Source organism: Ruegeria sp. BK1 (assembly GCF_056535645.1).
The window spans coordinates 3,540,805-3,566,946 of record NZ_JBQFIS010000001.1; the positions used below are offsets into that span (position 1 = coordinate 3,540,805).

Sequence of the window (26,142 nt, forward strand, 5' to 3'; positions counted from 1 at the left end):
TTCCCAATATCGCTGACATCCACGCGCCAATTTGGGCTATTCCTTTGCATTCCGGTTTCCTCCGCCCGGCGATTGGCATATTGTCCGGCGAAACACCCAAGGACCGGATGAGGATACATGTCGCGTTTCGATGGATATTTCCTGCGGCAATTGCTGATTCTGTTCGGCTTTTTCACGCTGGTTCTGGTGGGGGTCTTCTGGATCACCCGTTCGGTCAGCCTGTTTGATCGTGTGATCAGCGGCGGTCAATCGGCGATGGTGTTTCTGGAATTCACCGCGCTGACCCTGCCGACCCTGATCCGAACGGTGATGCCCATGGCTGTGTTTGCCGCCGCCGTTTATGCCACCAACCGCCTGAGCCGCGAAAGCGAGCTGACGGTTATGTTGGCGACGGGCTCCAGCCCATGGCGTCTGGCGCGGGCAGTATTTCTGTTCGGGCTAGTGACAGGTTTGATGATGGCCGCGATAAGCGTGTTTCTGCGCCCGGCCTCGGTCGAGCAGCTTGAACAACGACAGGCCGAGGTCGCAGGCGATGTCACCGCGCAGCTTCTGAACGAGGGTGAGTTTCTACATCCTGCCAGCGGCGTAACGGTTTATATCGGACGGATTGACCTGGATGGTACACTGTACGAAGTCTTCGTCTCGGACCGCCGGGATCGGGCCAGTACAGTCACCTATTCCAGTAAAACCGCTTATCTGGTCAACAATGGCAGCGGCATTCATCTGGTTATGGTGGACGGGGTGGCGTTGCGCTTGGATCAGCAGGGCAGGACCTTATCATCGACCCTGTTCGAGGATGCTTCATACGACATATCCGAACTGGCTCACGGCAACGATATGAGCCAACGAAGTCTTGAGGCGATCCCGACCATTGAATTGTTGGAAAACCGTCAGGCGTTGACCGCATACGAAGGGTTCAGCGAAGGAGAGCTGGTGGATGAACTGCACCAGCGGTTCTCATGGATTGCCATCTGCGTAGCGGTGGCCATGGCGGGATATGCAACCCTGATGCTGGGCAGCTTTTCCCGTTTCGGTTTGTGGCCGCAGATTTTTGGGGCGTTTACTATTCTCGTTTTGCTGGAAGGTGTTCGGGGGTTCGTGTCGCCTATTGTGATCGACGATCCCGCGCTGTGGGCGGTTCTCTACCTGCCCGCCGTGATCGGCATCCTCATATCCTGCCTGTTCTTGCTGATTGCGGGGCGACCACTTTTGCGGAAAAAGCCGCGAGAGAGCGATCTCGCCTGGCCGCAGGCCTAAGCCGTCCGCAATTCCTGCAGGCAATCTAGAACATCGCCAAATGCTGGGCTGTCGCGGCGCGTGACCAGATAGAGCGGCAACATCAGGTCATAGGCATCTGCAACGGGCGCAACCTGCCCAGAATGAAGGTATTCAGCGATGACATAGCGTGGGAAATACCCTAACCCACCGCGCCGCAGGACATAGCGTAGGGCCATCATGCAATTGCCCAGAAACACCGTCTGGCCCGAAGCCCGATGCGCGGTGGATCGAATGTGATTCTGATAGACCTCCCCCAGTTCCAAATTGACGAAAATCGGGTCAGTTCCGGCATCAGGGGTCTGGACCAGCACCAGTCGCTCGGGTGGCAATTCGTGAAACATGACCCGTCTGTCCGACGGTTTCTCATGGGTCAAGGCCGCGTCAAGAACATGGGTGGCTACCGCATCAACCATATTCAGGTCATGATCATAGTTGAGCGTCAACAGCAGCTGCCCCAGGTCGTCCTCATAGCGGATTGCCAGATCGACCAGCAGCGGGTCCCAGATGCTCAGTTGCGCGCCCAGGCGCAGGGCGACCCGGTTCTGCGACTGCGCGGGCAGATCGCGTGAGGCAAAGGACCAGAGCGACAGCATCTGTTCAGCATAGGGCCGGAACTGCCGCCCGAATTCGGTCAGGCCGGTCCCGCCTGCCCCACGGGTGAACAGGGCTTTGCCGGTTTCATCCTCGATCAGACGAATGCGGGCGCTTACAGCGGTTTGCGTCACGTTCAGCTTGCGGGCGGCAGCGTGGAAGCCTCCGGTCTCGGCGACGCACAGAAAGGTCTCAAGGGCTTTGATTTGCATGTTGAAAGTAATTTTTGATCGAAGTGATAAAATCAATTCATTTTTTCGCTCAGCTGGAGTGGAGTAAGCTTTCGTAAACGGATCGATGAAAGGACCGCTTCCATGCTGGACAAAAGCCACAAACCCACTTGGACCAGTTTCGAAGAGGCGACAAAGGCCGATTGGGATGCCGTGATGGAGTATGAAGAGGCGTACAACGCCGCTTTGCCCGACCGTATTCTGGACGCTATCCGGTCGCTGGACGAGGAGTGGACGCCATACCCGGTCAACCGCTATCAGCATAGTTTGCAGGCCGCGACCCGCGCTTACGAAGATGGGGCTGATGAGGAACTGGTGGTCGCTGCTCTGATCCATGACACCGGCGATATCCTGTCGCCCTACAATCACGGTGAGCTGTCAGCGGCGATGATGAAGCCCTATGTCAGCGAGAAGACCTATTGGATTTTGAAACATCACTGTGTGTTTCAGGGCTACTACTATAACCACCACCTTGGCGGCGATCGCAACGCCCGCGACAAGTACCGCGACAGTCCTTATTGGGAGGACTGCGGCTATTTCTGCCATGAATACGATCAGAAGGCGTTCGACCCGGACTACCCGACCAAACCGTTGGAGTTCTTCGAGCCCATGTTGCGCCGCGTGTTGAACAAGGGCGAAGGGCACATGGAGCTGAACGAAACCTCGGAAAGCTAGCAGGCCGCCATCAGGCGATAGACGATCTGAGCTGCAGTGAAGTCCCAGGCGGCATTGCCGTCGGGGGCCAGTTCGACCACGTCAAAGCCCACGCATTTACGGCCTTTGAGGGCGTGTTCGACCAGCCGCAGCGCCTGATAGTATCCCAAACCGCCCGGTACGGGAGTTCCGGTGGCGGGCATCAGCGAGGGGTCTAGACCGTCCACGTCAAAGCTGACATAGACCAGTTCGGGGAAATCCTCGGGCAGGTCGACGGCGTGGATATTGCCTGTGACCAGTTCCTCGGCATCCACATGGAAGACGTGGTTTTTCAGACGGCTTTGCGCCTCTTCGGTTGAAAAGGCGCGGACGCCGAATTGGGCCAGTTTGATGCCCTCTTCGGTCAGCAGATGCATGACTGAGGCGTGCGAGTGTTTCTTGCCCTGATAGGCGTTGCGCAGGTCCGCATGGGCGTCGATCTGCACGATACCGACGGGCTGGTTCAGCGCCCGCGCCACGCCCATCACCGCACCATAGCTAAGCGAATGTTCCCCGCCCAGTGTTACTGGCACTTTGCCTGCGCGAATTGCGGCCTCGGTGCGTTGGGCGAGGCGCTCCATCACGTCAGGGAGGGGGCCTTCGCAATCCAGCGGGTTTTCGGTGAAAATGCCCTCGACGCAGGGCTCGGTATGGCCGGTGATACGCTCCAGTTCATTGCTGGCCTCGATGATGGCTGCGGGACCGTTGGCGGTCCCCGATCCGTAAGACACGGTACGCTCCAGTGGCACGGGGATGACGCGAAACCGGGCGTCTTCGCTGCGCTCAGCGGCGGTCAGTTCACTGTCGAGGAAAATGCTCATGAGAGGCGATCCTTAAAGTCGTCATAGCCGAATTGTTTGATAATCTTCAGCGCGTCCGTTTCGCTGTTCCAAAGGGCGATTGTGGGCAGGGGTACCCCGTTGAACGTGTTGGTCTTGACCATCGAGTAATGCGCCTGATCGAGGAAGGCAAAGCGCTGCCCTATCTCCAGCGGTTTGTCCCATGTGTAGTCGCCAATCACGTCACCAGCCAGACAGGAGGGGCCACCCAGACGGTAGGTATGACCTGCTTCGGCCTCGTCCATCAAGGCGGGGCGATAGGGGGCCTCGATCACGTCGGGCATGTGGCAGGTGGCCGAGATATCGGTGATGGCGAGGTTCATATCATTGGTGGGCAGGTCGAGGATTTCGCCGACCAGAATACCCGCGTCCAGCGCAACGGCCTCGCCGGGTTCGAGGTAGATAGCGACATCGTATTTCGCGCGGATGGATTTGATGAAAGTCACTAGCCCATCCCGGTCGTAGTCATCGCGGGTAATATGGTGACCGCCGCCGAAATTCAGCCATTTGAGCTGGCTGAGGAAGGGTTTGAGCTTCGGCTCAACGGCAGCCCATGTGCGTTGCAACGGCTCGAACCCCTGTTCGCAGAGCGTGTGCATGTGCAGCCCGTCGACTCCGATCAGTGTGTCTTCGGACAGTTGGCTGACGGGTGTCCCAAGGCGCGAGCAGGGCGCGCAGGGGTCGTATTTGGGTATCTCGCCTTCGGAATGTTCTGGGTTGATGCGCAGGCCGACCTGAACGTTCGCGGCTTGGGCTTTTGCCAGGAAGCGGTCCGTTTGCGTGGGTGAGTTGAAGATGATGTGGTCGGACAGCGACAGGATTTCGTCGATATCTGCGTCTTTGTAGCCAGCGCAGAAGGTCGCAACCTCACCGCCATATTCCTCGCGACCCAGTCGTGCTTCGTAGATGCCACTGGCGCAGGTACCGCCGAGGTGGTGGCGGATCAGAGGGGCCAGTGAGAACATCGAGAACGCCTTGAGCGCGCTGAGGACATGTGCGCCGGACCGGGTGCCGATCTCTGAGAGGATGGTCAGGTTCCGCTCGACCGCTTTTTCGTCGACCACAAAGCAAGGTGTGGGGACGCGGCTGAGGTCGAAATTGCGGAAGGCGCCGGCGTCTCCGGCTTGGGTCGTCATCATGTCGGACATGTCCGGCGTCTCCGATTGTGGTGAGGCCGGGGGCTCTGCCTGTCGCCATTGGTGCTTGAACCAATGGCGCATCAATGGCGACCCCCGAGGTACTTTTGAACAGAAGAAGTTCTGGGGATTAGAATTCGACGGGACCGTCAAGTTCATGAACTTGCCATGGCAGGCCGTGATTGTTCAGCATATCCATGAAGTCATCGGGGTCGAGTTGTTCCATGTTCCAAACGCCCGGCTCGCGCCAGTTGCCTTTCAGGACCTGTGCCGCGCCGATCATCGCGGGAACGCCGGTGGTGTAGCTGACGGCCTGGGAGCCGACCTCAGCGTAGCATTCCTCATGGTCGCAGATGTTGTAGATATAGTAGGTTTTTTCGCCCGAGCCGTCCTTGGCCTGACCTGTGGCGATGTCGCCGATGCAGGCTTTGCCCTTGGTTTCCGCGCCCAGATCGCCGGGATCGGGCAGCAAGGTTTTCAGGAACTGGATCGGGATTATCTCTTTGCCGTCATGCATCACCGGATCGATGCGGGTCATGCCGACGTTTTCCAGCACTTTGGCGTGCATGATGTAGGCGTCGCCGAAGGTCATCCAAAAGCGGGCGCGTTCGATCTCGGGGAAGTGGGTGCTGAGGCTCTCCAGTTCCTCGTGATACATCAAGTACATGTTCTTGGGACCGATGGCGGGGAAGTCGAACTCGACCTTGTGGGTCATGGCGGGGGAGTGTTGCCACGCGCCGTTTTCCCAGTGACGCACTTCGGCCAGCACTTCGCGCAGGTTGATTTCCGGGTTGAAGTTGGTGGCGAATTCTTGATCGTTGCTACCGCCATTGGCGTCCAGCACGTCGATCTGGCGGATCGTGTCCAGCTTGTGTTTCTTCAGCCATTTGGCGAATACGCTGGTCACACCCGGATCGAAGCCAGATCCGAGGATGGCGGTCAGGCCCGCCGCTTTGAAGCGCTCCTGATAGGCCCATTGCCAGTGGTATTCGAACTTGGCCTCATCCTCGGGCTCATAATTCGCGGTGTCGAGATAGTGAATACCGGCCTCAAGGCAGGCGTCCATCAGCACCAGATCCTGATAGGGCAGGGCGAGATTCACCAGAATCTCGGCGCCGGTTTCTTTGATCAGCTTGACCGTGTCTTCGACCTTGTAGGCGTCCAGTTCGGCAGTAGCGATATCTACACCAACGCGGTCTTTTACGGCTGCGGCGATGGCGTCGCATTTCGATTTCGTGCGGCTGGCCAGAGTGATCTCGGTGAAGATGTCCGAGTTCATCGCCATCTTGTGCACGGCTGCGTGGGATACGCCGCCGGCGCCGACAACCAGTGTTTTGCCCATGGTCTGTCTCCTTCTTATTCGTAATAGGTGTAGCCGTTGATTGAGTCGCGATAGGCGCTCATCAGGGTTTTGCGGTCCTTGGCTTGCAGAGTACCGGTAGAGATCGCCTCGTCTACCATTTTGCGGAAGGCGGCAACGCAGTCTTGCGGGTCGAACTCGACATAGGACAGGACCTGACTGATCGTGTCGCCCTCTTGCTCGTGCAGCAGGTCGAAGCCGCCATCGGCGCGCAGGTCGATGGTGACGACGTTGGTATCGCCAAACAGGTTGTGCAGATCGCCGAGCGTTTCCTGATAGGCACCGACGAAGAAGACGCCCATGAAGTACTCGCCGTCCTTGGGCAGGGAATGCACCGGCAAGCTGGGTGAGACACCGTCGGCCAGAATGAATCGGTCGATTTTGCCGTCGCTGTCGCAGGTGATGTCTGACAAGACGGCGCGGCGGTCGGGGGTTTCATTCAGCCCTTGGAGCGGCACGATCGGGTGTAGCTGGTCGATCGCCCAGACATCGGGCAGGGATTGGAACAGCGAGAAGTTGCAGTGGTAGATATCGGCCACTTTCTCAAGCTGATCGTCTACATCCGTGTCCAGATCATCGCTTGCGGCCAGCGCCTTGAGGCGGGCCATCAGCGACAGATAGATACGCTCGGCGCGGGCCATCTGGCGCAGGTCGACATAGCCGCGACGGAACAGGGCGCGCAGTTCGTTGCGGTAAAAGGTGGCGTCGTTCCAGCATTCTTGCAGACGATCTTGGCTGAGGTATCCGTGAACGGCAGCAAGGTCCGAAACCAGATGGTTGTCGTCAGGTTCCACATCCGGTGCGGTCGGTGCATCGTAAAGCGTGCTTTCCAGCACATTGAATACCAACATCGAGGATGTCGCCACCACCGCACGACCGCTTTCGGTGACCAGCGTTGGGTGGGCGATTTCGGCCTCATCCATCGCGTAGGCGACGGTCTCGACGACGTTGGCGCAGTATTCCTCGACAGTGTAGTTGATCGAGTTCTCAGCGGCCTTTTTCTCACCGGTATAATCCACGCCCATACCTCCGCCGAGGTCCAGATGGGTCAGCGGTACGCCCTCGCGGGTAAGTTCAGTGTAATAGCGGCAAGCTTCGCCGACGGCGCGGCGCACATCGTTGACGTCTTGCACCTGAGAGCCCAGATGCGAGTGTTGCAGCTTGAGGCAGTGTAACAGGCCCGCCGCTTTTAGTTTGTCCACCGTGGCGACTAGCTGGTCGGTGTTCATCCCGAAGGCTGAGCGATCGCCCGAGCTTTCTTCCCATTTTCCGCTGATCTGGTTGGTCAGTTTTACCCGCACGCCGATCAGCGGTTCGATGCCCAGATCGTTATAGACCTCGATCACCGTGTCGGCCTCTTTCGGGCTTTCCAGAACGATGACGGTGTTGAAGCCGATCTTGCGGGAAAGAATGGCCAATTGGATGAATTCGGCATCCTTGACGCCATTGCAGACGATCAGTGCCTCGGGGGCCAGACGATGGGCCAGCGCCACAACCAGTTCGGGCTTGGAGCCCGCTTCCAGCCCATAACTGTATTTCTTCCCGAACTCGACGATCCGGTCGACGACCTGTGCCTGCTGGTTCACCTTGATGGGGAAAACACCACGATAGGCGCCCTTGTAGTTAACGCGCGCGATGGCATCGCGGAAGCTTTCGTTCAGATGCGCAATCTCGTGTTCCAGATACGAGGTTACGCGCAGCACCATCGGGGCCTTGATCCCCCGGTCGTCCAGATCGGACAAGATACCGGGCAGGCTGATTGCGGCGGCTTCGGGGTGTATCGGGTTGCGCAAACCGATCTCGCCCTGCTCTGTCACCTCGATGAGGCCCTTGCCCCATTTTTCAACCCCGTAGATGGAATGCGGTGCGTCGGGCGTCTGTTTCAATCAAGTCAGTCCTTAACGTAGGGTGCCGGTTTAGCGCCCGCCAATACGGCAGCAATTTGATTCGTCCAAGTGTAATCTATGTATCGCGAATTGCCGAATTTAGGCCAAGGAGCGGATTGGGATCAAGTGGTTGTCCCAATGGCATTTGGCGCGCGCCATGATGTGGGCACCCTCGGTGATCTCTCCGACCGCGCCGGTGCCTGTGGTAAAGACAAATCCCTGCTCGGCAGAGCCGATGCCGCAGACATCCGTCAAGGAATAGGCCGCAGTCAAATTGCCGGTTTCGACATCGAATTGATGCAGCGCGTTTCCTCGGGGGCAGGTGATGGCGACGGTTTTGCCATCACTGGCGAAAGCGACGCTGCCCGCGTAGCCCTGAAGGGTGCTCTGTTCTCTCTCGGGCGCGGTCAGCAGGCGCGGGGCCGTGCCACGCCGGTGCAGGCCCAGCAGCGGCGGGTGCCGTGTTTTGTTCCCTTGCCATTGCAGCGCAAAGGCCACCAGGCCGTCGGGCCGGACAGCCAGATGGCGGATCGAGTTTCTGTGCAGCGCGCGCGGCAGTTCCATCTGTTCTATAACCGCGCCAGAGTGGTCCAGATAGGTCAGGTTGGGGCGCATGACGGGCAGGTTCAGCTTGGTGCGACCTGTTTCTGGGTGGGTTTCGATGCCGCCATTGGCCACAATAAGAGTTTGGCCGTCGGGCATCAGGCGCATGTCATGGGGGCCGATGCCGCCCGAGGGGAACTCACCCAATCGCGCGAAATCCCCCGTATTCCAAACTCCGATCACGCCTTGGCCTGCCTCATAGTCGTTTTCTGTGGTGTAGAGCGCCGCCCCATCTGCCGAAAACACGCCGTGGCCATAGAAATGGCGGTCTTTTGGAGCGTCCAGCCGGGCGGTTTGGGCTCCGGTTGCGCAATCGATCACCAGCGCAAAAGTGCCCGGTCGGCGGGCAAATGCCACCGCCTGCGCGCGCTGAGGGTGCGCGGCTGCCGCGTGACCCCTTGCGGGCAAGGGTAACGTGAACAGGATATCTCCCCCAGCAGTCAGCCCCGCCAGCCGGTAAAAGCCGCCGGGAAACAGGGCCGCCGCCAAGTAGTCGGGCGCGCCAACTTCCGCCCAACCGCCTATGGGCGTCATGCTGGTGGCGGCAAGCCCGACAAGAAAATGGCGACGGCTGGTCATGGTCAGTCACCGTCCAGTGCGTTGAACCCGGCGCTGATGCCCAGGGTCGGGCCCAGATCATTGGCGGCAATCTGGCGGATATCGTTGATCGACTGTTGCAGCGCCTCGATGCGTAAACGGCCCTGCGGGTTGGCCACGCCCGCAAATGCAGGGTCGTCCAAGGCTTGCGCGCGGGCAATCGCATTGTCGAACGCGCCGTCCATGTCTGCCGCAATGGCAGGATGATCCGCAGACAGGCGCATGGCCAGATCACGCAGCGTGATCAGCGACAGTTCCACATGGCGCACGGACCGCGCAGACCGGCGCGCCTCGGCCCTCTTTGGACGGGGGCGGTCGAATGTGCCCAGCGGGCGTCCAAGGCGGGTCTCGGACGTGAATTGAAGGCCGGTGGACAGTGCCTTGTATAGCTCTTGCAGGGCTTCGTTTTCGGACCGATAGGGGCTGTCGCCGCCGGGTTGCGTGACGTGTTCGGCAAAGGGTTGCCAGTCCTCGGCGATGGCCTTTGCGTTGCGGTCGATGTCAGTTGTGATCGCGCGGATCAGGGCGCAGCGATAGGGGCCTTGGCCCTGATCGGCAAAGGCGGGGTCAAAGAGCATCATCTCCAGCGCGAAAAACCCGCGCCCGGCGATGGAGGTTTCGGCAAAGGCCTCGGGGCTTTCTACAACGGGGTCGCTGGTCGAGATCAAACCGCTCAGGGCCTTGGGCGTGAATCCCTTAGTGTCGGGCCAGAAGGCCAGCGCAAAGGCGCGGCCGTCCCGCTCGGACGGCCCGAACCGTAGGTGACTGACCAAAATCCAATCGTCGAATGCGCCATGGAATGCGGCCCGCAGGTCAGGTGATGCAGGATCGCATCCGGCCTGCGCGGTCGAGGCCAAAGTGGCGGTCGTCTCGGATAGTCTCGCATAACCGGGCAGAACGTGTGCGTCGACCACGTCCGTCAGAATCGCAGCACCGTCCTGTGCTGTGGCGGGCAGGGGCAAAGCCAAAGCAAGGGCAAGGAACAGCGGGCGCATCAGAGGCTCTCCAGAAAGCGGATCAGGGCGTCTCGGTCAAGCTTGGGCATCGACACAACCGTATCGCGCGCCGCTTGCGCCTCGCCCCCGTGCCACAGGATTGCCTCTAGCAGGGACCGCGCCCGCCCGTCATGCAGGAATTGAGTGTGGCCCGAAACCTGTTGGGTCATCCCGACGCCCCACAGCGGCGGCGTGCGCCATTCCCGACCCGTAGCGCGCGCCTCCGGGCGGTGGTCGGCCAGACCTTCGCCCATGTCGTGCAGCAGCAAGTCGGTATAAGGCCAGATCAGTTGGAAACTGTGTTCGGGCCGGTCCTCCATACGGTGCGTGACATAGGCAGGGGTGTGGCACAATGCACAGCCGGTCTGGTGGAAGACCTGCTTTCCGCGCAGCACTTGCGGGTCGTCTGCATCTCGACGTTCTGGCACCCCAAGATTGCGGCTGTAGAAGGCCACAAGGTCCATACCCTGCTGATCAATCTCGAACACACGGTCGTCGCCATCGCCATGCGGGGCATTCACGCAGTCCACCTGCAACTCCGTGCAGTCACCATGGGCCGCAGGGAACAGAGGGCTGGATATCCCGATGTCTCCGGCAAAGGCACCTGCCGATTGCTCCAAGATAGTCGGCATCCCAGCCTTGTAGCCGAACCGCCCCATCATCGGCGCATCGAATTCGGTCGACCACACAATGTTGGGGCGGCCTGAGATACCGTCCCCATCAACGTCTTCTGGGTCGGCCTTGGCCAGTATATCCCCGACCGGGATCGCTTCGAGCAGACCCAGCCCGATCATCTGCGGTGCCACGCGTGGGCTGAGCATCGCCTGCGGGTGCAACGGCCCATAGCCCAGATCGGCGGCGGTATAGGTCGGTGCGCGCAACGTGACCGTCTCACCATCCAACAGCTCGACAGGGACTTCCGTGTAGGTGATGTCCAGCCGGTATTCTGCCGGGTGGCCAGGCAGGGCGAGGTCCTGCATCTGGCCGCCGTAGTTTGGCTCTGGCTGCGTGGCGATATAGTCCGCGATCTCGGACTGGCCCGCCCCGCCAGGGATTGAGACGCGTAGGAACATCGACACCGCGCTGTCCTGTGGGCCATTCGGCGTATGGCCGCGCCCGTCCTTGATGTGGCAACGCTGGCACGACCGCGCGTTGTAAAGCGGCCCTAACCCGTCCGAAGCCAGCGTCGAAGCCGGCGACGAAACCCATAGCTTTTTGAACAGCCCGTTACCGACTTTGAAATCCAACTCCTGCTCAAACTCCAGGTTGCCCGACGGTTGCGAGAACGCATCTGCATCCGCGCGCAACCGCACGGTGGCCGCCCCTGCCGGCAGGTCCTCGAACCGTTGTGGCACGCTGAAATCCTCGGGCGCGGCGGTGACATCCGCGATCCGGGCGGCCTCGTCTTTGGTTCTGGGCTGGAAGTTGAGGTGCAGGTCCTGCAACCCGGTCGGGAAAGAGGGGGTGGCCGCCAAAGCAGCCACCGCTACGATCGAAAGCTTACTCGCCTTCGTCCATTTTCGATGCATTGAGATGCGCATAATTGGCTTCGCCAATCCTTTCATACAGATCAAGCTGCGTTTCGAGGAAGTCGATGTGACCCTCTTCATCGCTGATCAAACCTTCAAACAGGGACATGGTCACATAGTCCCCCGCCTCGCGGCAGTATTCGCGGGCCTCCACATACAGGGCGCGCGCGTCGTGTTCGGCTGCCAGATCACATTCCAGAGTTTCCTTGGGCGTCTGCCCGATGCGAAGTGGGTCCAGCTTTTGCAGGTTGGGATGGCCTTCCAGAAAGATGATCCGTTCGATCAGCTTGTCCGCGTGGCCCATCTCCTCGATGCTTTCCTCGCGACTTTTCTTGGCCATGTGACCAAGGCCCCAATCCTCCTGCAAGCGGTAGTGAAGCCAATACTGGCTGACCGCCGTCAGCTCATGCCGCAGGGATTTGTTGAGGTATTCTATGACTTTGGGATCGCCCTTCATGTGCTTTCTCCTGTGATGCTGCGGACCGCAATGTCCGAAGCTGCATGGGGATTTCCAGCTTATCGCTGGACCGCATCGTGTCTAGGAAAAGTGGCATGCATCCGCCACAATCCGCTGATTTTCCAAGGGCATGATAGATCTTGCCGGGGGTGATCACCGCATGGGGATCGGACGCGCGCATCCAATCGATCGCGGTATGGATGTCGGTGTCCGAGATATTGGTGCAATGGCAAATGATTATGGCAGACCGCCTTTAGCTGTTTATTCTGACTATAATAGTCGGTTAATTACTGAATGTCCTGCGGCAAACCGTCTGCCAGCCCTCAAAAACCTGCGAGGCGACTGTGAGATGCCGCCTCACAGGTGCGGGATCACTGGAAGACTGCGTTGGGGTTGTCCAAACTGTCCGAGCCTTCAAAATCAATCTGATCCAGCTCCAGCTTGGTGACGATGCGTTCGATGGTCTTGGTCTGATCGATCAGGCCGTTCACGCCGCCCATGATCAAGGCCTCGCCACCTGCATTACCGCGTTCCAGCATTTGGTCATAGGCGAACCCGGCCTCGGCTGTCGATTTGATCCGGCCCAGCGCCTGCATTGTATTGGCCAGCTTCACCTTCATCTCGGCATCCAGCGCGGGGTCGGTCGCAGTGACAAGATCAGACAGCGATGCGCCCGAGATCGGAGTGCCGTCGATCCGGGTGTAACTGCCCAGATAGACATTCTGGATGCCCAGGCCATCGTAATAGTGGCTGTTATGGGTGTTGTCCGAGAAGCAATCATGTTCCTCTTCCGGATCATTCAGCATCAGGCCGAGGCGCATCCGCTCACCGGCCTGTTCTCCATAAGACAGCGAGCCCATGCCGGTCAGAATTGCGCTGACGCCTGCGGCTTCGTTCTCGCTCAGGGCCGTGTGCGCATCCCCGCCTTCAACCCATTGCGCAGCCATCCAGTCTAGATCGCTGACCAACAAATCGGTCACAGCGCGCAGATATTCTCCGCGACGGTCACAATTCCCGCCGGTGCAGTCTGCGCCTTGGGCAAAATCTGTCCACGGGCGGTTTCCGGCCCCGGCGCCGTGGCCGTTCAGGTCCTGCCCCCAAAGCAGAAACTCGATTGCATGATAACCGGTGGCTACGTTCGCTTCGATTCCATCAGCCTCATGCAGGGTTTCGGCCAGCAGTTCGGGGGTGATGTGGCTGGCATCGATGGTTTGGCCCGACAGGGTAAAGCTGGGGTTCGCGATGACGTTCAGCGCGGCGAATTCGTTCTCGTCCGATGGGCCGCCATAAGTGGCATCCACATAGTCGATCAACCCTTCATCCAACGGCCACGCGTTCACTTTGCCTTCCCATTCGTCGACAATTGGGTTTCCGAACCGGTAAACCTCGGTCTGCTGATAGGGCACGCGGGCTGAAATCCACGCCGCCTTGGCCGCTGCCAACGTCGCGTCCGAAGGGGTCGCGATCAGGGCATTCACTGCCGTCTGTAGCATTTTGGCGGCGATCAGGCTGTCATCGTATTTCGCTTGGGCGATATTGGCGTAAGTGGCGAGGATGTCGGCTTTCGAGGGGGTCTCGGCCGCGGACGCATTGGTTGCAACGCACAGCGCCAGCGCGCTGGCAGCAGCATGGAATCTGGTCATGGGATCAGGTCTTTTTTGTTAATTCAGAGTGGTCGGCGCACCTGATTGGTGCTAGCTGACGAATAACTGAGTGAATTAGTCGCCTATGTCAACCTGAGTTTTGTAATCAGGTATGAACTCCGCGCAAATACCCAAGACAGATGATGCACAGATACTGGTCGGTCGAACCGAACGCAGCGAGTCTGTGGTCCAAAACTGTTTGGGGAACGAGAAAGCTGAGGAGGGGCTTGAACCCCGTTGCGCGGATCATGACCGAGGTCTGGTACGGTCCGAGAGTTCGCGGGCCGCTACATCCGACATCGTAAACTTATTGGCGACGGTGAGTTTCTGGAGGGCAAGCCACCACAAAGCGCCACACCCAACCACACGGGATTTGTCACCCAAACGCTACCCAATCCCCAAAAGCGGACAACTATATTCCGCATTGCGAAATCAAACTTTCAAGGGGTTTTGGGTGATACTGCGCAATGTTTGCAGCGGATCGCTGTCAGCCGCTTCGAGGGATTGTGACTTTATATCCGGTCTTGAATTCATTCGGCATACGTGTCGGACGTCCAGTTGTCAGATTGGTACACACATAGTTTGATCTGGCGCGCAATATCGTTTTGCTGTCACCCAATCGGATCATCTGAAACAGGCGACTGCAACGCAAACGCTCATCATTCACCGAGAGCCAGTTGTACACGACGATCTCATCATCCAAAAAAGCGGAGGACAGATAATCGATCTCGTGGCGCACTGCGGCCATACCGCGATTCAGGTCGAGGCAGGCTTGCTCGGTCAAACCGACATGCCGCGTATGTTCCCAAACGGTAGCATCCATCCATTTCAAATAGACAGCGTTGTTTACATGGTGGAAGCCGTCCAGATCGCCCGCCGTGACCTTGAACCGTTTCCAGAAGGAGTTTGGATAATCTGCAAGTGAGGATATGTCTTCGTTCATTGCGCGAAATACACCATTGTGAGTCTAAAATGGAGAACGTGAAGAGGCCTTTGACGAGCCTACTCTGACAACCATAAGGAACGCCCTATTGTCCATTGATCCCTTCAAAGAACGGCAAGACATCTATTTGATTGCCTGAGTTTGGTTGCGAAACAACCACGGCTTTAGCAGCAGAGTTATGATTGGCATTATCAGATATGTCATCGACACAACCTGAATTGTGACGATGCTGAGCGTCTGTGCCCAACGTGGCCAACCAGTCATGAAAGGAACGAGGAAAACCTGAAGCGCAAAGACAAGGGCAAAGATCACAACGATCAATACAACAGCCATTTTATGGCGTGGTGGTGGAACGGCTGCAGGGATCTCGGGCATATCGAACCACACTTCGAGACCGGTCTCGCTTTTGCGATCTGCATCGCCATCGGATATCCCTTCCAGCTTGGCAATCCACTCGGATCGCTCGGGCGAGGTTTCCCAGGCGGCAGCATGTTCGTAATTATCGAAACGATAAATCATGACGTAGCGTCCGCCAGTCTTTTCGGAAGGGCGCAAAATGCTTAAACCTTGTTGCCCCTCGAAATGCGATGCAGCCTCGGCTATGCCTCGGATCCAATCCTCGAATTCGGCCTCGCGCCCCGGCACGACGCGACGTGAAACAGAGATCGTTACGGGGTTGTTGTCCGTGTCTCGGTGATGTGTCATGTGATCAGTCATTGTGAGCCAAGTTTCCTGCTATGAGGCGCGTGAACGACCTTTGATCAGCCGAAACGCAGCGCCTCTGCGGTTTTCCTAAACCAACATCAATCTGTGTAATTGCAAAGTGGACCCTCGCATCGCTGAAGATCCCTGATGTCTTGATTTTCAAGAGCTCGAGATGGATGGCCTGATTTGACTGGTCCGACTTGATTGTTAGTGCATGACTGGCCTCGGGTCCATCTGGACGATGGTTTCAGGAGCTGGTGGCCGATAGCCGAGAGCGCTGTGGGGCCGCTTAGTGTTGTAGTGTTTCCGCCAGCCTTCGATGATAATCTGAGCCTCCCTCAGCGAGTAGAAGATCTCTCGGTTCAGAAGTTCATCGCGGAACCTGGCATTGAAGCTCTCCACATAGCCGTTCTCCCAAGGGCTGCCCGGTTCGATGAAGGCCGTCCTGGCTCCCACGGCTTCGATCCATGCTCGGACGTCTTTGGCAACGAACTCGGGGCCATTGTCGCTGCGCACAAATGCCGGCGGCCCTCTCAGGATGAAGAGATCGGTGAGAGCGTCGATCACGTCGGTCGAGTTTAGCTTCCGCTTCACTGTGATTGACAGGCATTCCCGGCTGAACTCATCGAGGATGTTCAAGGTACGGAACGCCTTGCCGTCGTCAGTGCGGCAATGCACGAAGTCGTAGCTCCAGACATGGTTGCGGTGCTCAGGCTTCAGGCGGATGCATGATCCGTCGTTCAGCCAGAGACGGCTCTTCTTTGGTTGCTTGCGTGGCACCTTCAGCCCCTCCCGCTTCCATAGCCGCTCAACACGGCCGACGCTGACCTGCCAGCCCGCATCTCTCAGCAGAACGGCGACGCGGCGGTAACCGTAGCTGCCGTATTGCCGGGCCAGTTCAATCATGTCCGCGACAAGCCGGTCTTCGTTTTCCCGGCCTCGGGGAGAGTACCTTTGCGTCGATCGATGCTGCCCCAGCACCCGGCAGATCCTGCGTTCTGAAACCTTCATCCTACTTCGGATCAGGTCGATGCAGGCACGCCGGCGGGCGGGGCTCAGAAGTTTCCCGGGCTGCTTCCTTAAGGATTAGCTTGTCCAGGGTCGATCCGACACGGCTTTCCGAAGCCGTTCATTCTCTTTCTGGAGCCGTTTGAGTTCCTTAAGTTGGTCGGTTCCCATACCGCCATACTGCTTGCGCCATCGGTAATAGGTCTGCTCGGTAATGCGCACTTCGCGGATCGCATCCACGCGCTGCATACCCTGGCCGACAAGCACATCAACCTGCCGTAACTTCTGAACTATCTCCTCGGGCTTGTGCCGCTTGTTTGCCATTCTCTGTCCTCCGTTCACTATACATAACGGTGGACCTAGTCAGATGAGGCATTCCAACTTCTCGTTCTTCGAGATCGCGATCTTTACCTTCCTGGTGACAACGCTGCCTGTTCTGACCGGTATTATCGTGCGCCACTTCTTCAACGGTTTGGCCCGTCGCCTTGAAAACCCTCTGCAGAACGTCGCCGTCATCTTTTGGGCCGTTCTAATTCTGGCGCTGTTCGCAGCCAACCGCGAACTGATCATCACCTACATGCCGACGCTGGGCTATTCGACCATGACGCTGCCGCTGGTGCTGATGTTGCTTGGTCTGGCCTTTGGTAAAATCCTTGGCCTCAGCAAGACCGAAGGCAAAACGGTTGGCATTGAAACCAGCGTTCAGAACTCGCCCTTGGGCATTACGCTGGCGATTGTGATCACCGGCACCAGCACATCGCTGAGTGACGTGCCGATGGCGCTGCCATCCGCGCTGTATTCGATCACAATGTACCTCGTAGTTTTGCCGTTCATGTTCTACTTCCGCTGGAGAAGTCGCGGAGATGTACGTCAAAGCGTGGCTGCAGAGTAAGCCTCTGACCAAATATCAGAGTATGCACACGCAAATTCTGATCACGCAAACCTGCCCCTTTTGGGCAGGTTTTTTTTGACGCTGCCTTTCCAATGGGCGAGCTTTCAACGAGTGTTTTCTGCGGCTTGGATCGAGAAGTAATTGCCAGGCTGAGGTGCCCGGGAGTTCTGATATGAGAACAGCAAACACTGAAATGTTAGGCAGCGGACGTCCCGTCATTCAGGGCGGATTGCACCATGTAGGGTTGGCTGAATTGATTGCTGCTGTGTCGAACGCGAGTCGGTGGGCACAATCACTGGTCTAGCCTAGCAGGTGCCCGCCGACCGCGCCAATGAACTCGCAGGGTGCAAGGACATGACTGGCAAACAAATCGCGGTTAACGCCAAAAAAGCGCTCGCTGCGAAATACAGAACGCGTTCCGCCTGACGCAATGGTTTCGCGGGTCCTGGTCACAGAGAAAAGAAACGCGGTCCAGTTCGCCAACATCATCGATGCTGTCATTGGCGTGTAAGCGCCTTCATTCCAAACAGAGAATCTAGAGTGGGGGGTGTGGTAGCGGAGGAGGGACTTGAACCCCCGACACGCGGATTATGATTCCGCTGCTCTAACCAACTGAGCTACTCCGCCATGGGTGAGAGGCGATTTAAGGGAGGGGCCCGAGAGGGTCAAGAGGGAAATCTCCCTGAAGCCGGATTCTTTTTGTGCCGGGCCTCAACCGGTTTCGGATGCGGATTGGTTCGGGTTGACAGTGCCTCCGGCGATGCTGCGGATAAAGGTGGCGCATGCGTCGGGCGCGGTGATCAGGATCATGTGGCCCAACCCTTCGATCTGTTCGTTGGTCAGACCATATTGCGACATTGGCGCGCCGTGGGCAGTGGGGGACAGGATGGCGTCCTGTGCGCCGTATAGAATGCCTCCGGGTACTTTGAGGTCTGGATAGCGGGCCACTTGTGCCTCAAGGCTATCGTCTATGCCGACAACGTCCTGAGAGGCGGTGATGAAGGCTGATGGTCGCAGACCCAATGCGCCGCCGGCGCGGTCCAGGAAATCATCCGGTGCCGGTTCGGGGTCGAAGACGGCGCTGAGAGCATGAGGGGCGGTCTTGGCGGCCATGGGGACGGCAATCGTATTGCCGATGAAATTGCGCAACCATTCGGTCCTAATTTCGAGCGGTTTGAACACGGGCGGCGGGCCGGACATCACCTGTGTCAGCGGAGCCAGAAGCGCCAGTGCCTTGACCTTGTCAGGATAGTCCAGCGCCATCGCCAGCGAAACTGCGCCGCCCAGTGAATGGCCGACCAGAACGGGGTCGGACACGCCTTTGATATCGAGAAACTCCTGGATCATCCGGCCCTGCTCGGGCAGACGCCCCAAATCGGCGGACTCGCGGGTTGAATACCCGCATCCGGGCCGATCGACAGCGATGACATGGTAGTCATCCGCGAGCATATCCACCAAGGCATAGGTATAGTGCTGAAGCTGCCCGGTGAGGCCGTGGATCAGGACAAGGCTTTGTTTGGATGGGTCGCCTTTTTCCACATAGTGGATGCTGCCGCCGCGCACGCGCTGGATCTGCCCCAATTGCGGGACACGTTTGCTGCCGTCTTTGGTCAGCTTGCGGGTCCAAAGATTCATCGCGCCAAAAAATGCAGCGATTAGAAGAACGATAATCAGAAAGGTCATCTCAATGGTCTCCGCTTTGGGATGGGAGGGGTTGGTAATGCTCCAGCCCTGATTGGGCCATACGCTTTTCAAATTCAGACACGGTGCCGGGCCAGAGGGTTGTGTTGTGCCCCTCGGCATCCTGATACCACGAAGCGCAGCCGCCCGTCTGCCAGACACTGTCTGTGTGTCGGTCCTGCATCTCTTGTTCAAAGGCGGCCTGTCTGGAAGCGTCAGGGGTGATTGCATGCAGACCACCGCGCTGCATCTCGTCCAGAACGCGGCCAATATGGCGGACTTGCGCTTCGATCATCAGAACGACCGAGTTATGCCCCAGCCCGGTATGCGGCCCAAGCAGTATGAAGAAGTTCGGGAATCCGGCAATCGCAGTCCCCAGATTGGCCTGCATCCCCTCGCCCCAGGCGTCGCGCAGGCTCAGCCCATCCGCGCCGGAGATGTTCAGATAATCGACCATATCGGTGACGTGAAACCCCGTGCCCCAGATCAGTATATCAGCCTGCGCCTGCGATCCATCGGCGGCGGTGATCTGGTCGCCCTCGATTTTGGTCACGCGATGCGGCACCACCGTAACGTTGTCGCGCGCAAGGGTGGGGTACCAATCGTTCGAGCTGAGGATGCGCTTGCAGCCGATTTGATAAGCGGGGGTCAGCTTTTCGCGCTCGGCCGGGTCGGTGATGGCTTTTTCAAGCGCGGTGCGCCACATCTTCATGGCGAAATTGACGGCTCCCTTTTCGCGGCGAAAAACACGGTGGCGGTATTCGAACACCATGTAGATCAGCTTTCGCCGTAGTTTCGGCAACAAGGGCATGCGCTGGTACAACCTGCGCACCCATGGCGCGATGGGGCCGTCTGGTCGGGGCAGAACATAAGGCGCGCTGCGCTGGTAGATGGTGACCTGCCCGGCCATTTTCGCAATCTCGGGCACGAATTGAACCGCCGAGGCCCCGGTACCAATCACCGCGATCCGTTTACCCGACAAAGGTACTTCGTGATTCCATCGGGCAGAATGAAAGCTGGGGCCAGGAAAACTGTCTGCGCCGGGAATATCGGGGATGCTGGGCACATGCAGCGCGCCGATGGCCGAGACCAAAATGCGCGCGGACCAGATGTCCCCGCCTTCGGTTTCAACCCGCCAATGGCTGCCATCCCACCGGGCGGTTTTCAGTTTCTGCTGGAACTGGCAAAGGTCGTACAAACCTTCATTCTGCGCGACCTTGCGCAAATAGGCCTGAATTTCGGCCCCACCCGCATAGGCGCGGCTCCAGTCCGGATTCAGGTGCGTGGCCATGGAATAAAGATGCGAAGGCACATCGCACGCGACGCCGGGATAGGTGTTTTCTCGCCATGTGCCGCCGATATCGCTCGCTTTTTCAAGGATCGTGATATCGGTGATCCCGCGCTTGCGGGCCTCAATCGCCATAATCAGCCCCGAGAACCCGGCGCCGACGATCAGCATATCGGTTTTATGTTCCACGCGCCCCGCCCCTCCCAAAACGATCCAGATGGTTGTTTCAGGATATAGGCAGGGTGGGGCGCGTGGATAGGGTCTCGTTAGGTCAGGGGATGATCACGGTTTGATCAGGCGCGCAGTTTTTTGCCATTTGCGTCGAACGGGGGCTCTTTCAAGATAGTGGCCTTATGCGGCCGGCCCAGCACCATCACCTCGACCTCATCGCCGGGCTGGGCGTTTTTGACATACCCAAGCGCCAGCGACATTCCGACCGTGTACCCATAAGTGCCCGAAGTCACACGACCGATACCTTCACCGTCTTTGAAGATCGGCTCACCGCCGGTTGCGTCGGCGTTGGACGCGGTCACGTCGGCCTCATCCAGATGCAGAAGAACCAGCCGTTCTCGGGCGGGGTTTTCAAGCACCTTTTGCGCGGCCCCTTTGTTCAGGAAACCCTTGTCGAACTTGCACAGACGGTCCAGCCCAACCTCGTGCGGCCAGTATTCGGGGCTGTATTCGCGGCCCCACGAGCCATAGCCCTTTTCCACCCGCAGCGACATCAGCGCGCGGCTGCCAACGGGACCTGCGCCGAAGGCTTTGCCCGCTTCCAGCAGCGCCTCATAAAGCTGCGCCTGATCTTCGGTCTTGCAATGCAACTCCCACCCCAGGTCACCGGTGAAGGACACGCGCAGGGCAAGAACTTCGACGCCTGCAAGCTCGATCATCGCCGAACGCATGAACGGGAAATCCTCGGTTGCCAGCGAGGTGTTGGTCAAGCGGTGCAGGATCTCACGTGATTTCGGACCGGCGACGTTAAAGCCGCAAATCGCTTCGGTGTGGCTTTCGAATGTGGTGCCTTCGGGCAGTGGAACCTGCTTGAAAAAGCGTTTGTGATACCGCTCGGCCATACCCGAGCCGATGATCCAGAATTCGTCCTCGGCCACGCGGGTGACAGTAAAGTCGCCTGCAATCCCACCGCGTTTCGAGATCAGAGGTGTCAGGCAAGAGCGGCCAACCGCCTTTGGCATAGTGTTGGCAAAGACTGCGTTCAGCCAATCCGCCGCGCCGGGGCCTTTGCAGATGTATTTGGCAAAGTTCGAGATATCGATGATGCCCGCACGCTCGCGCAGCATCTTGCATTCTTCGCCCACAGGGGCCCACCAGTTCTGGCGGGCAAAGCCGTTGGTATCCACCGTGCCCGACTCATCCGCGAACCAAAGCGGATGCTCCCACCCGACATTCAGGCCAAAGACCGCACCCATGGCCTTTTGGGTTTCGTAGATCGGGCGCACGCGGGCAGGGCGGCCTGCGCTGCGCTCCTCGTTCGGGAAGTGAATCGCAAAACGGTGGGCGTATTGGTCGCGCACCTTGGCTTTGGTGAATTCCTTTGTCGCCCAGGTGTCAAAGCGGGCCATGTCCCAGGCGAACATGTCGTATTGGGTTTCGCCTTCGATGATCCACTGCGCGGCCATCAGGCCCATGCCGCCCGACTGCGAGAAGCCGGGGATGATGCCGTTGCAGCAAAAATAACCGTCCACCTCGGGTACTGGCCCCATCAGCACGTTAGAGTCCGGAGACCAGATCATCGGGCCGTTGATGACGCGCTTGATCCCGGCTTCGCCCACGGCGGGAAGGCGCTCGATGGCGTTCATCATGTTCTCTTCGATCCGCTCAAGATCGTCGGGGAACAGGTCATGGGCGAAGTCCAACGGCGTGCCGTCCTCGGCCCAAAACTTCATGTCTTTCTCATAGGCCCCGACCAGCAAACCGTTGCCTTCCTGACGCAAATAGTACTCGCCATCCCGGTCCGAGACTGAGGGCAGGCGTGTGCCATGTGCCTGCACATCCGGCATGGCTTCGGTGACGAAATACTGGTGCTCGGTTGGTTGCAGTGGCAGTTCGATCCCAGCCAGTTTGGCGACCTCACGACCCCACAGGCCAGCGGCATTCACCACCCAAGGGGTTTTGATGTCGCCCTTGGGCGTGCGCACGATCCAGCTGCCATCTTCTTGCTGCTCGGTCGCGGTAACGGGGGTGAAACGGTGAATCTCCGCACCGCGCTGACGCGCACCCACCGCATATGCATTGGTTACGCCCGACGGGTCCACATTGCCACCATCAGGTTCGAACATTACGCAGCGGATACCATCGTAATTGACCAGCGGGTTCAGGCGTTGGGCCTCTTCAATGCTGATCTCATAGAAGTTCATGCCATAGAGCTTGGCCTTTGCGGCCTGCAGGCGAAGTTGATGTTCGCGCTCTTCGGTCTGCGCCAGATACAGCGAGCCGGGCTGGAACACGCCGCAGCTTTGGCCCGTTTCGGCTTCCAATGCATTATAAAGGTTCATTGTATAGTGCTGAATGCGGCTGATATTTGTGCTGTCATGCAGCCCGTGGATGTTCGCCGCCGCGTGCCACGTTGAGCCCGAGGTCAACTCATCCCGTTCCAACAGGACGACATCCGACCATCCGAGTTTGGTCAGATGATAGAGGATCGAGCATCCGATCACCCCGCCACCAATCACCACTGCCTGTGCATTCGTTCTCATGTGCCTGCCATATCCAAGTTGGGTTCTTTGCGCTTTCTGTCACCAAGGACGTCGCGCGGACAACGGAGAATAATTTCAATCTGGGTTGAGCAGGTTTAACCTGAGGCTAATCCGAAAAATCCAACCGGTGCGCGCGCCCATGGGCGGCCAGTCTTGCGTTCAGGGTATCTGCCTCGGGCGCGCCGGATTCCAGCGCAAAAACAAACGCATGGGTCAGATAGAAACAGGCCGCGTCGGTATCCCGCGCGGCCTCGCGTTCGTCTGCAGCCAAGGTGTAATAGCGGATCAGCGCGTCGTGATCATCGCGAGCATGGGCCTCGAGCAGCAGGTGATCCAGCTTGGACTTGTCCATCGAACCTCCGTCGGGACCGGCCATTGAAAACCGACCGGTCCGCAGTTTCAATCCGCGCGACCGTTTTCGATCTGCGTTGCGACCCAATGGTGGAAATTATGCGTCGGTCCGTCCATCGCGGGCGAGAACCGTCCGCCGTCAAACAGAACACCATGGCGACCCTTTTGCATGCCTTCTACAACAAAGACATCCTCTTCGAATACCGTCTTCCAAAGCTGCGCGTTCGAGGCGCGCAACCCGTCATGCTGCGGCGTATCTTCAATGCTTTTTGCGTAGTACAGTTCAATGTGTTCGACGGTGTTTTCCTGATCGACAGGTTCTAACACGATGGCAAAAGCGTGGTCGCGCTGCACGCCCAGCAGAACATTTGGATAAAGAGCGATATATTCGGCACCCTCGTCCCATTTGTCGCTGAGGCCCGGAAAATCTTCGAAGGTTGCCCCATCCTGATCGGTAAGTTGGCGATAAACCAAAGTGCCCTGACCGGAATAGTGCCCGCGCGCTTCGATGTTGTAATGATCTTCCAACCGGGAATAGCTGTTCAGACCGGGATGAACCCACGGCAGGTGATAGCTTTCGCAATAGTTCTCGACCGCCAGCTTCCAGTTTGTCTTGACCTCAAGCTTGAACGAGGACGTCTCGCCGCCGTGATGCACGGGCTGGTCGAACTCCTTCCAGCGCTCAAGAAGAGCGGCGTGGGCGTCTTCGAACGCTGGGGCGTTGCCGTCGACGTTCACAAAGATGACATCGCGCCAGACATAGGACCGCACGCGGACCAGTCCCAGATCACTGCGGTCAACGTCTTCATGGGTGTTGTGACCGGGTCCGCCCACATGAGGGGTTGCGCGCAGCTCACCCTTCAGGCTGTAGCACCAGCTGTGATAGGGGCAGCGGATCGCGCCTCCGATCTTGCGAGGAGTGTCCACCAGGATCATGCCGCGGTGACGGCAGGTGTTCTGAAATACACCGATTTCGCCGTCGCGATCGCGTACGATCAGCAGGGGCATGCCCAGAAAGTCCACAGGTTTGGCATCACCCTCCTCGGGTACGTCCTTACCGAAGCCAACCCCGGACCAATTCGCATAAAGAACCGATTTCCGTTCCTCGGCAAAAATTGCAGGGTCGACATAGTGTTCATTCGGCAGACCGTTGGCGATATTCACGTCGGCCAGAACGGAGGACAGAGGGCTATGCTTGTTCATCGGGCTCTCCTAAGATTGGTTTTAACCGTATTGGGGAAGGCGTGCGGGCGTCTCAATATCAGAAAACCTCATCAGAGAGTTATCTGATCTAAACCGAGCCGTCCTCTACCTCTTGCAAGATCCAGTTCTTCAGTGCGCGAGCGCTCTCTGACAACTCGTTGTCGGGGCGCCCAACAAGGTAGAATTGGTTGGGTGCGGTCAACCTATGAGGGCCGATGATGACCAATTTACCCGATTGCAGCATCGGTTGGATCAGCCGTCGCCAACCCAGCGCCAGACCAGCCCCCTTGCGGGCCAATTGCAACGCAACCGAGTAGCTGTTCACGCGCGAGTCGATTGGGATCGCACCATTGTGACCCATTTGATGGAACCATTCCGGCCATGTGGTCCAGCTGCGATCATCTGAGTCCAAATGGATCAAGCGCTCGGCGGCGAGGTCTTCCAGTGATGCGTCAACCAGGCGTTCGGCTATGTCCGGGCTGGCTACGGGCACAAGGTGGTCGCGAAACAAGGGGGTGTGTGAGAGGCTTTGATCGCTGTCACGACCATAACGGATGAAGAAATCAATATCGGGCCTGTCGCGAAAAGGCCGGTCCTGCGATAGTTGGTCGACATTTATCTCAGGCTTTTCGCGCCAAAACCGGATCACTGCTGGAGAAAGCCATAATGCAGCAACGGCCGTTGTTGATCCAACGGTCACCTTGCCGATTGCGGCCTGGTCCCGGATTGTCGCCAGTGTCTTGGAGATTTTGGTAAAGGACGACGACAGAGTCTCAAACAGGGCTTTTCCGTCCTCTGTCAGATCCACACCCCGATGCTTGCGTTGGAAAAGGACGGCGTTCAAGTCCCCCTCGAGCGCTTTGATCTGATGGCTGACCGCCCCTGGGGTGACAGACAATTCTTCAGCTGCGTTTTTGAAGCTGAGATGCCGTGCGGCGGCTTCGAAGGCGGATAAGGTGGTAAGGGGCGGAAGGTTATAGTGGCGTCTGGACATGTTGGCTTAAGAATCAGCTTTCGTGGTCGCGTTAGATCATTTCAATCGAGTATTAGTTTATTTGGGGTTGAATGCCAGATTGCCTCGCCAATTAGATGAATTTTACGGTCACGATTTCGGTGGATGTCGCCAAAAACGACAAAAATGTCGGTTCTGTCTAATGTCCCGCACGGGGCACGCTATAGTCGCATTCACCAAATTTATTGGGTCATGCACGCGGTTTCGAGTGTTCTTCAACGGGGCTCAGACAGGCGGGCGAAAAAACAACAGCGAATGCTGACATTCGGAAAATGGCCGAAAGGGAAATTGATGGATTGGCATAGCCTCACCCCCGATTGCCAGATTAAACCACAGGTCAATAGCGATCTGCGACTTGTTCCACACAACGCAGATTGAATTGTCGGATCAACAGGTGGCGATTGGTGGAAAGCGTGCGGCACGTCCGATCTGGAAAGTTCATTTATCACATAATTGCGAAATCTCTGGGTGAAGCGCGCCGGTCCCGGTAGCTTTCCCCAAAAACGAAC

Annotated in this window: 22 protein-coding genes, 1 tRNA gene and 1 pseudogene; 3 read left to right on the forward strand and 21 right to left on the reverse strand. The window is 58.1% G+C overall.

The annotated features are described in order from the left end of the window. The first annotated feature begins 117 nt into the window (after positions 1–117). On the forward strand, positions 118–1,257 hold the full coding sequence (lptF, locus tag ACR3E7_RS17555) for an LPS export ABC transporter permease LptF (RefSeq protein ID WP_480505106.1): 1,140 nt from the start codon (positions 118–120) through the stop codon (positions 1,255–1,257). On the opposite strand, the gene ACR3E7_RS17560 is transcribed toward lptF, so the two are convergent. Next, positions 1,254–2,081, reverse strand: coding sequence for a LysR family transcriptional regulator (locus ACR3E7_RS17560; RefSeq protein ID WP_170790731.1), 828 nt, complete (start codon positions 2,079–2,081; stop codon positions 1,254–1,256). The two genes, lptF and ACR3E7_RS17560, sit on opposite strands and share 4 nt — an antisense overlap. Before the next feature lie 102 nt (positions 2,082–2,183). Between ACR3E7_RS17560 and ACR3E7_RS17565 the strand changes: the two genes are divergently transcribed. After that, a complete protein-coding gene (locus ACR3E7_RS17565) occupies positions 2,184–2,774 on the forward strand; it encodes an HD domain-containing protein (RefSeq protein WP_480505108.1) in 591 nt (196 codons plus the stop codon). Here the strand turns inward: ACR3E7_RS17565 and speB are convergent. From speB to ACR3E7_RS17630, 13 genes and pseudogenes are all read right to left on the reverse strand, one after another. Next, positions 2,771–3,613: an agmatinase gene (gene speB, locus ACR3E7_RS17570; protein WP_480505110.1), complete on the reverse strand. Its 843-nt coding sequence runs from the start codon at positions 3,611–3,613 to the stop codon at positions 2,771–2,773. The two genes, ACR3E7_RS17565 and speB, sit on opposite strands and share 4 nt — an antisense overlap. Further along, the gene (nspC, locus tag ACR3E7_RS17575) at positions 3,610–4,779 is read right to left on the reverse strand and encodes a carboxynorspermidine decarboxylase (RefSeq protein ID WP_480505112.1); all 1,170 of its coding nucleotides are present in this window, start codon (positions 4,777–4,779) and stop codon (positions 3,610–3,612) included. Before nspC ends, speB begins: the two co-directional genes overlap by 4 nt. A gap of 118 nt (positions 4,780–4,897) precedes the next feature. Next, on the reverse strand, positions 4,898–6,109 hold the full coding sequence (locus ACR3E7_RS17580; protein WP_480505114.1) for a saccharopine dehydrogenase family protein: 1,212 nt from the start codon (positions 6,107–6,109) through the stop codon (positions 4,898–4,900). Positions 6,110–6,123: 14 nt separating this feature from the next. Beyond that, positions 6,124–8,013, reverse strand: coding sequence for a biosynthetic arginine decarboxylase (gene speA, locus ACR3E7_RS17585; protein ID WP_480505116.1), 1,890 nt, complete (start codon positions 8,011–8,013; stop codon positions 6,124–6,126). A gap of 99 nt (positions 8,014–8,112) precedes the next feature. Continuing rightward, positions 8,113–9,195, reverse strand: coding sequence for a DUF1513 domain-containing protein (locus ACR3E7_RS17590; protein ID WP_480505118.1), 1,083 nt, complete (start codon positions 9,193–9,195; stop codon positions 8,113–8,115). Between the two features lie 2 nt (positions 9,196–9,197). Continuing rightward, positions 9,198–10,208 carry an imelysin family protein gene (locus tag ACR3E7_RS17595; RefSeq protein WP_480505119.1) on the reverse strand — a complete coding sequence of 337 codons (1,011 nt, stop codon included), beginning with the start codon at positions 10,206–10,208 and terminating at the stop codon, positions 9,198–9,200. After that, the gene (locus tag ACR3E7_RS17600) at positions 10,208–11,737 is read right to left on the reverse strand and encodes a di-heme oxidoreductase family protein (RefSeq protein ID WP_480505128.1); all 1,530 of its coding nucleotides are present in this window, start codon (positions 11,735–11,737) and stop codon (positions 10,208–10,210) included. The genes ACR3E7_RS17595 and ACR3E7_RS17600 overlap by 1 nt, the downstream gene beginning before the upstream one ends. Beyond that, the gene (bfr, locus tag ACR3E7_RS17605; RefSeq protein WP_170773884.1) at positions 11,709–12,194 is read right to left on the reverse strand and encodes a bacterioferritin; all 486 of its coding nucleotides are present in this window, start codon (positions 12,192–12,194) and stop codon (positions 11,709–11,711) included. Before bfr ends, ACR3E7_RS17600 begins: the two co-directional genes overlap by 29 nt. Next, positions 12,142–12,435, reverse strand: a complete 294-nt coding sequence (locus ACR3E7_RS17610; protein WP_480505130.1) for a (2Fe-2S)-binding protein — start codon at positions 12,433–12,435, stop codon at positions 12,142–12,144. Before ACR3E7_RS17610 ends, bfr begins: the two co-directional genes overlap by 53 nt. Before the next feature lie 130 nt (positions 12,436–12,565). Then, positions 12,566–13,837: an imelysin family protein gene (locus ACR3E7_RS17615; RefSeq protein WP_480505122.1), complete on the reverse strand. Its 1,272-nt coding sequence runs from the start codon at positions 13,835–13,837 to the stop codon at positions 12,566–12,568. Positions 13,838–14,324: 487 nt separating this feature from the next. Further along, positions 14,325–14,780 (reverse strand): acyl-CoA thioesterase, encoded by a 456-nt coding sequence (locus ACR3E7_RS17620; RefSeq protein ID WP_480505124.1) that lies wholly within the window; start codon positions 14,778–14,780, stop codon positions 14,325–14,327. Positions 14,781–14,903: 123 nt separating this feature from the next. Further along, on the reverse strand, positions 14,904–15,485 hold the full coding sequence (locus ACR3E7_RS17625) for an antibiotic biosynthesis monooxygenase (RefSeq protein ID WP_170786873.1): 582 nt from the start codon (positions 15,483–15,485) through the stop codon (positions 14,904–14,906). A gap of 207 nt (positions 15,486–15,692) precedes the next feature. Beyond that, positions 15,693–16,817: pseudogene (locus ACR3E7_RS17630) on the reverse strand (IS3 family transposase). A 43-nt stretch (positions 16,818–16,860) separates the two neighbouring features. Here ACR3E7_RS17630 and ACR3E7_RS17635 point away from each other — a divergent pair. After that, positions 16,861–17,385, forward strand: coding sequence for a bile acid:sodium symporter family protein (locus ACR3E7_RS17635; protein ID WP_480504926.1), 525 nt, complete (start codon positions 16,861–16,863; stop codon positions 17,383–17,385). A 550-nt stretch (positions 17,386–17,935) separates the two neighbouring features. On the opposite strand, the gene ACR3E7_RS17640 is transcribed toward ACR3E7_RS17635, so the two are convergent. The 7 genes from ACR3E7_RS17640 to ACR3E7_RS17670 all read right to left on the reverse strand — a co-directional run bounded on the left by ACR3E7_RS17640 (position 17,936) and on the right by ACR3E7_RS17670 (position 25,615). Continuing rightward, positions 17,936–18,012: transfer RNA gene (locus tag ACR3E7_RS17640), tRNA-Met, on the reverse strand. Positions 18,013–18,096: 84 nt separating this feature from the next. Continuing rightward, the gene (locus tag ACR3E7_RS17645; RefSeq protein WP_480504925.1) at positions 18,097–19,068 is read right to left on the reverse strand and encodes an alpha/beta fold hydrolase; all 972 of its coding nucleotides are present in this window, start codon (positions 19,066–19,068) and stop codon (positions 18,097–18,099) included. A 1-nt stretch (position 19,069) separates the two neighbouring features. Further along, positions 19,070–20,542, reverse strand: a complete 1,473-nt coding sequence (locus ACR3E7_RS17650) for a flavin-containing monooxygenase (protein WP_480504923.1) — start codon at positions 20,540–20,542, stop codon at positions 19,070–19,072. Positions 20,543–20,646: 104 nt separating this feature from the next. Further along, a complete protein-coding gene (locus tag ACR3E7_RS17655; protein WP_480504921.1) occupies positions 20,647–23,067 on the reverse strand; it encodes a GcvT family protein in 2,421 nt (806 codons plus the stop codon). Between the two features lie 106 nt (positions 23,068–23,173). Then, positions 23,174–23,419 carry a hypothetical protein gene (locus ACR3E7_RS17660; protein WP_170773974.1) on the reverse strand — a complete coding sequence of 82 codons (246 nt, stop codon included), beginning with the start codon at positions 23,417–23,419 and terminating at the stop codon, positions 23,174–23,176. A 47-nt stretch (positions 23,420–23,466) separates the two neighbouring features. Beyond that, the gene (locus tag ACR3E7_RS17665) at positions 23,467–24,621 is read right to left on the reverse strand and encodes an aromatic ring-hydroxylating oxygenase subunit alpha (RefSeq protein ID WP_170773976.1); all 1,155 of its coding nucleotides are present in this window, start codon (positions 24,619–24,621) and stop codon (positions 23,467–23,469) included. Between the two features lie 88 nt (positions 24,622–24,709). Continuing rightward, positions 24,710–25,615, reverse strand: coding sequence for a LysR substrate-binding domain-containing protein (locus ACR3E7_RS17670; RefSeq protein WP_170773978.1), 906 nt, complete (start codon positions 25,613–25,615; stop codon positions 24,710–24,712). Positions 25,616–26,142 lie beyond the last annotated feature (527 nt).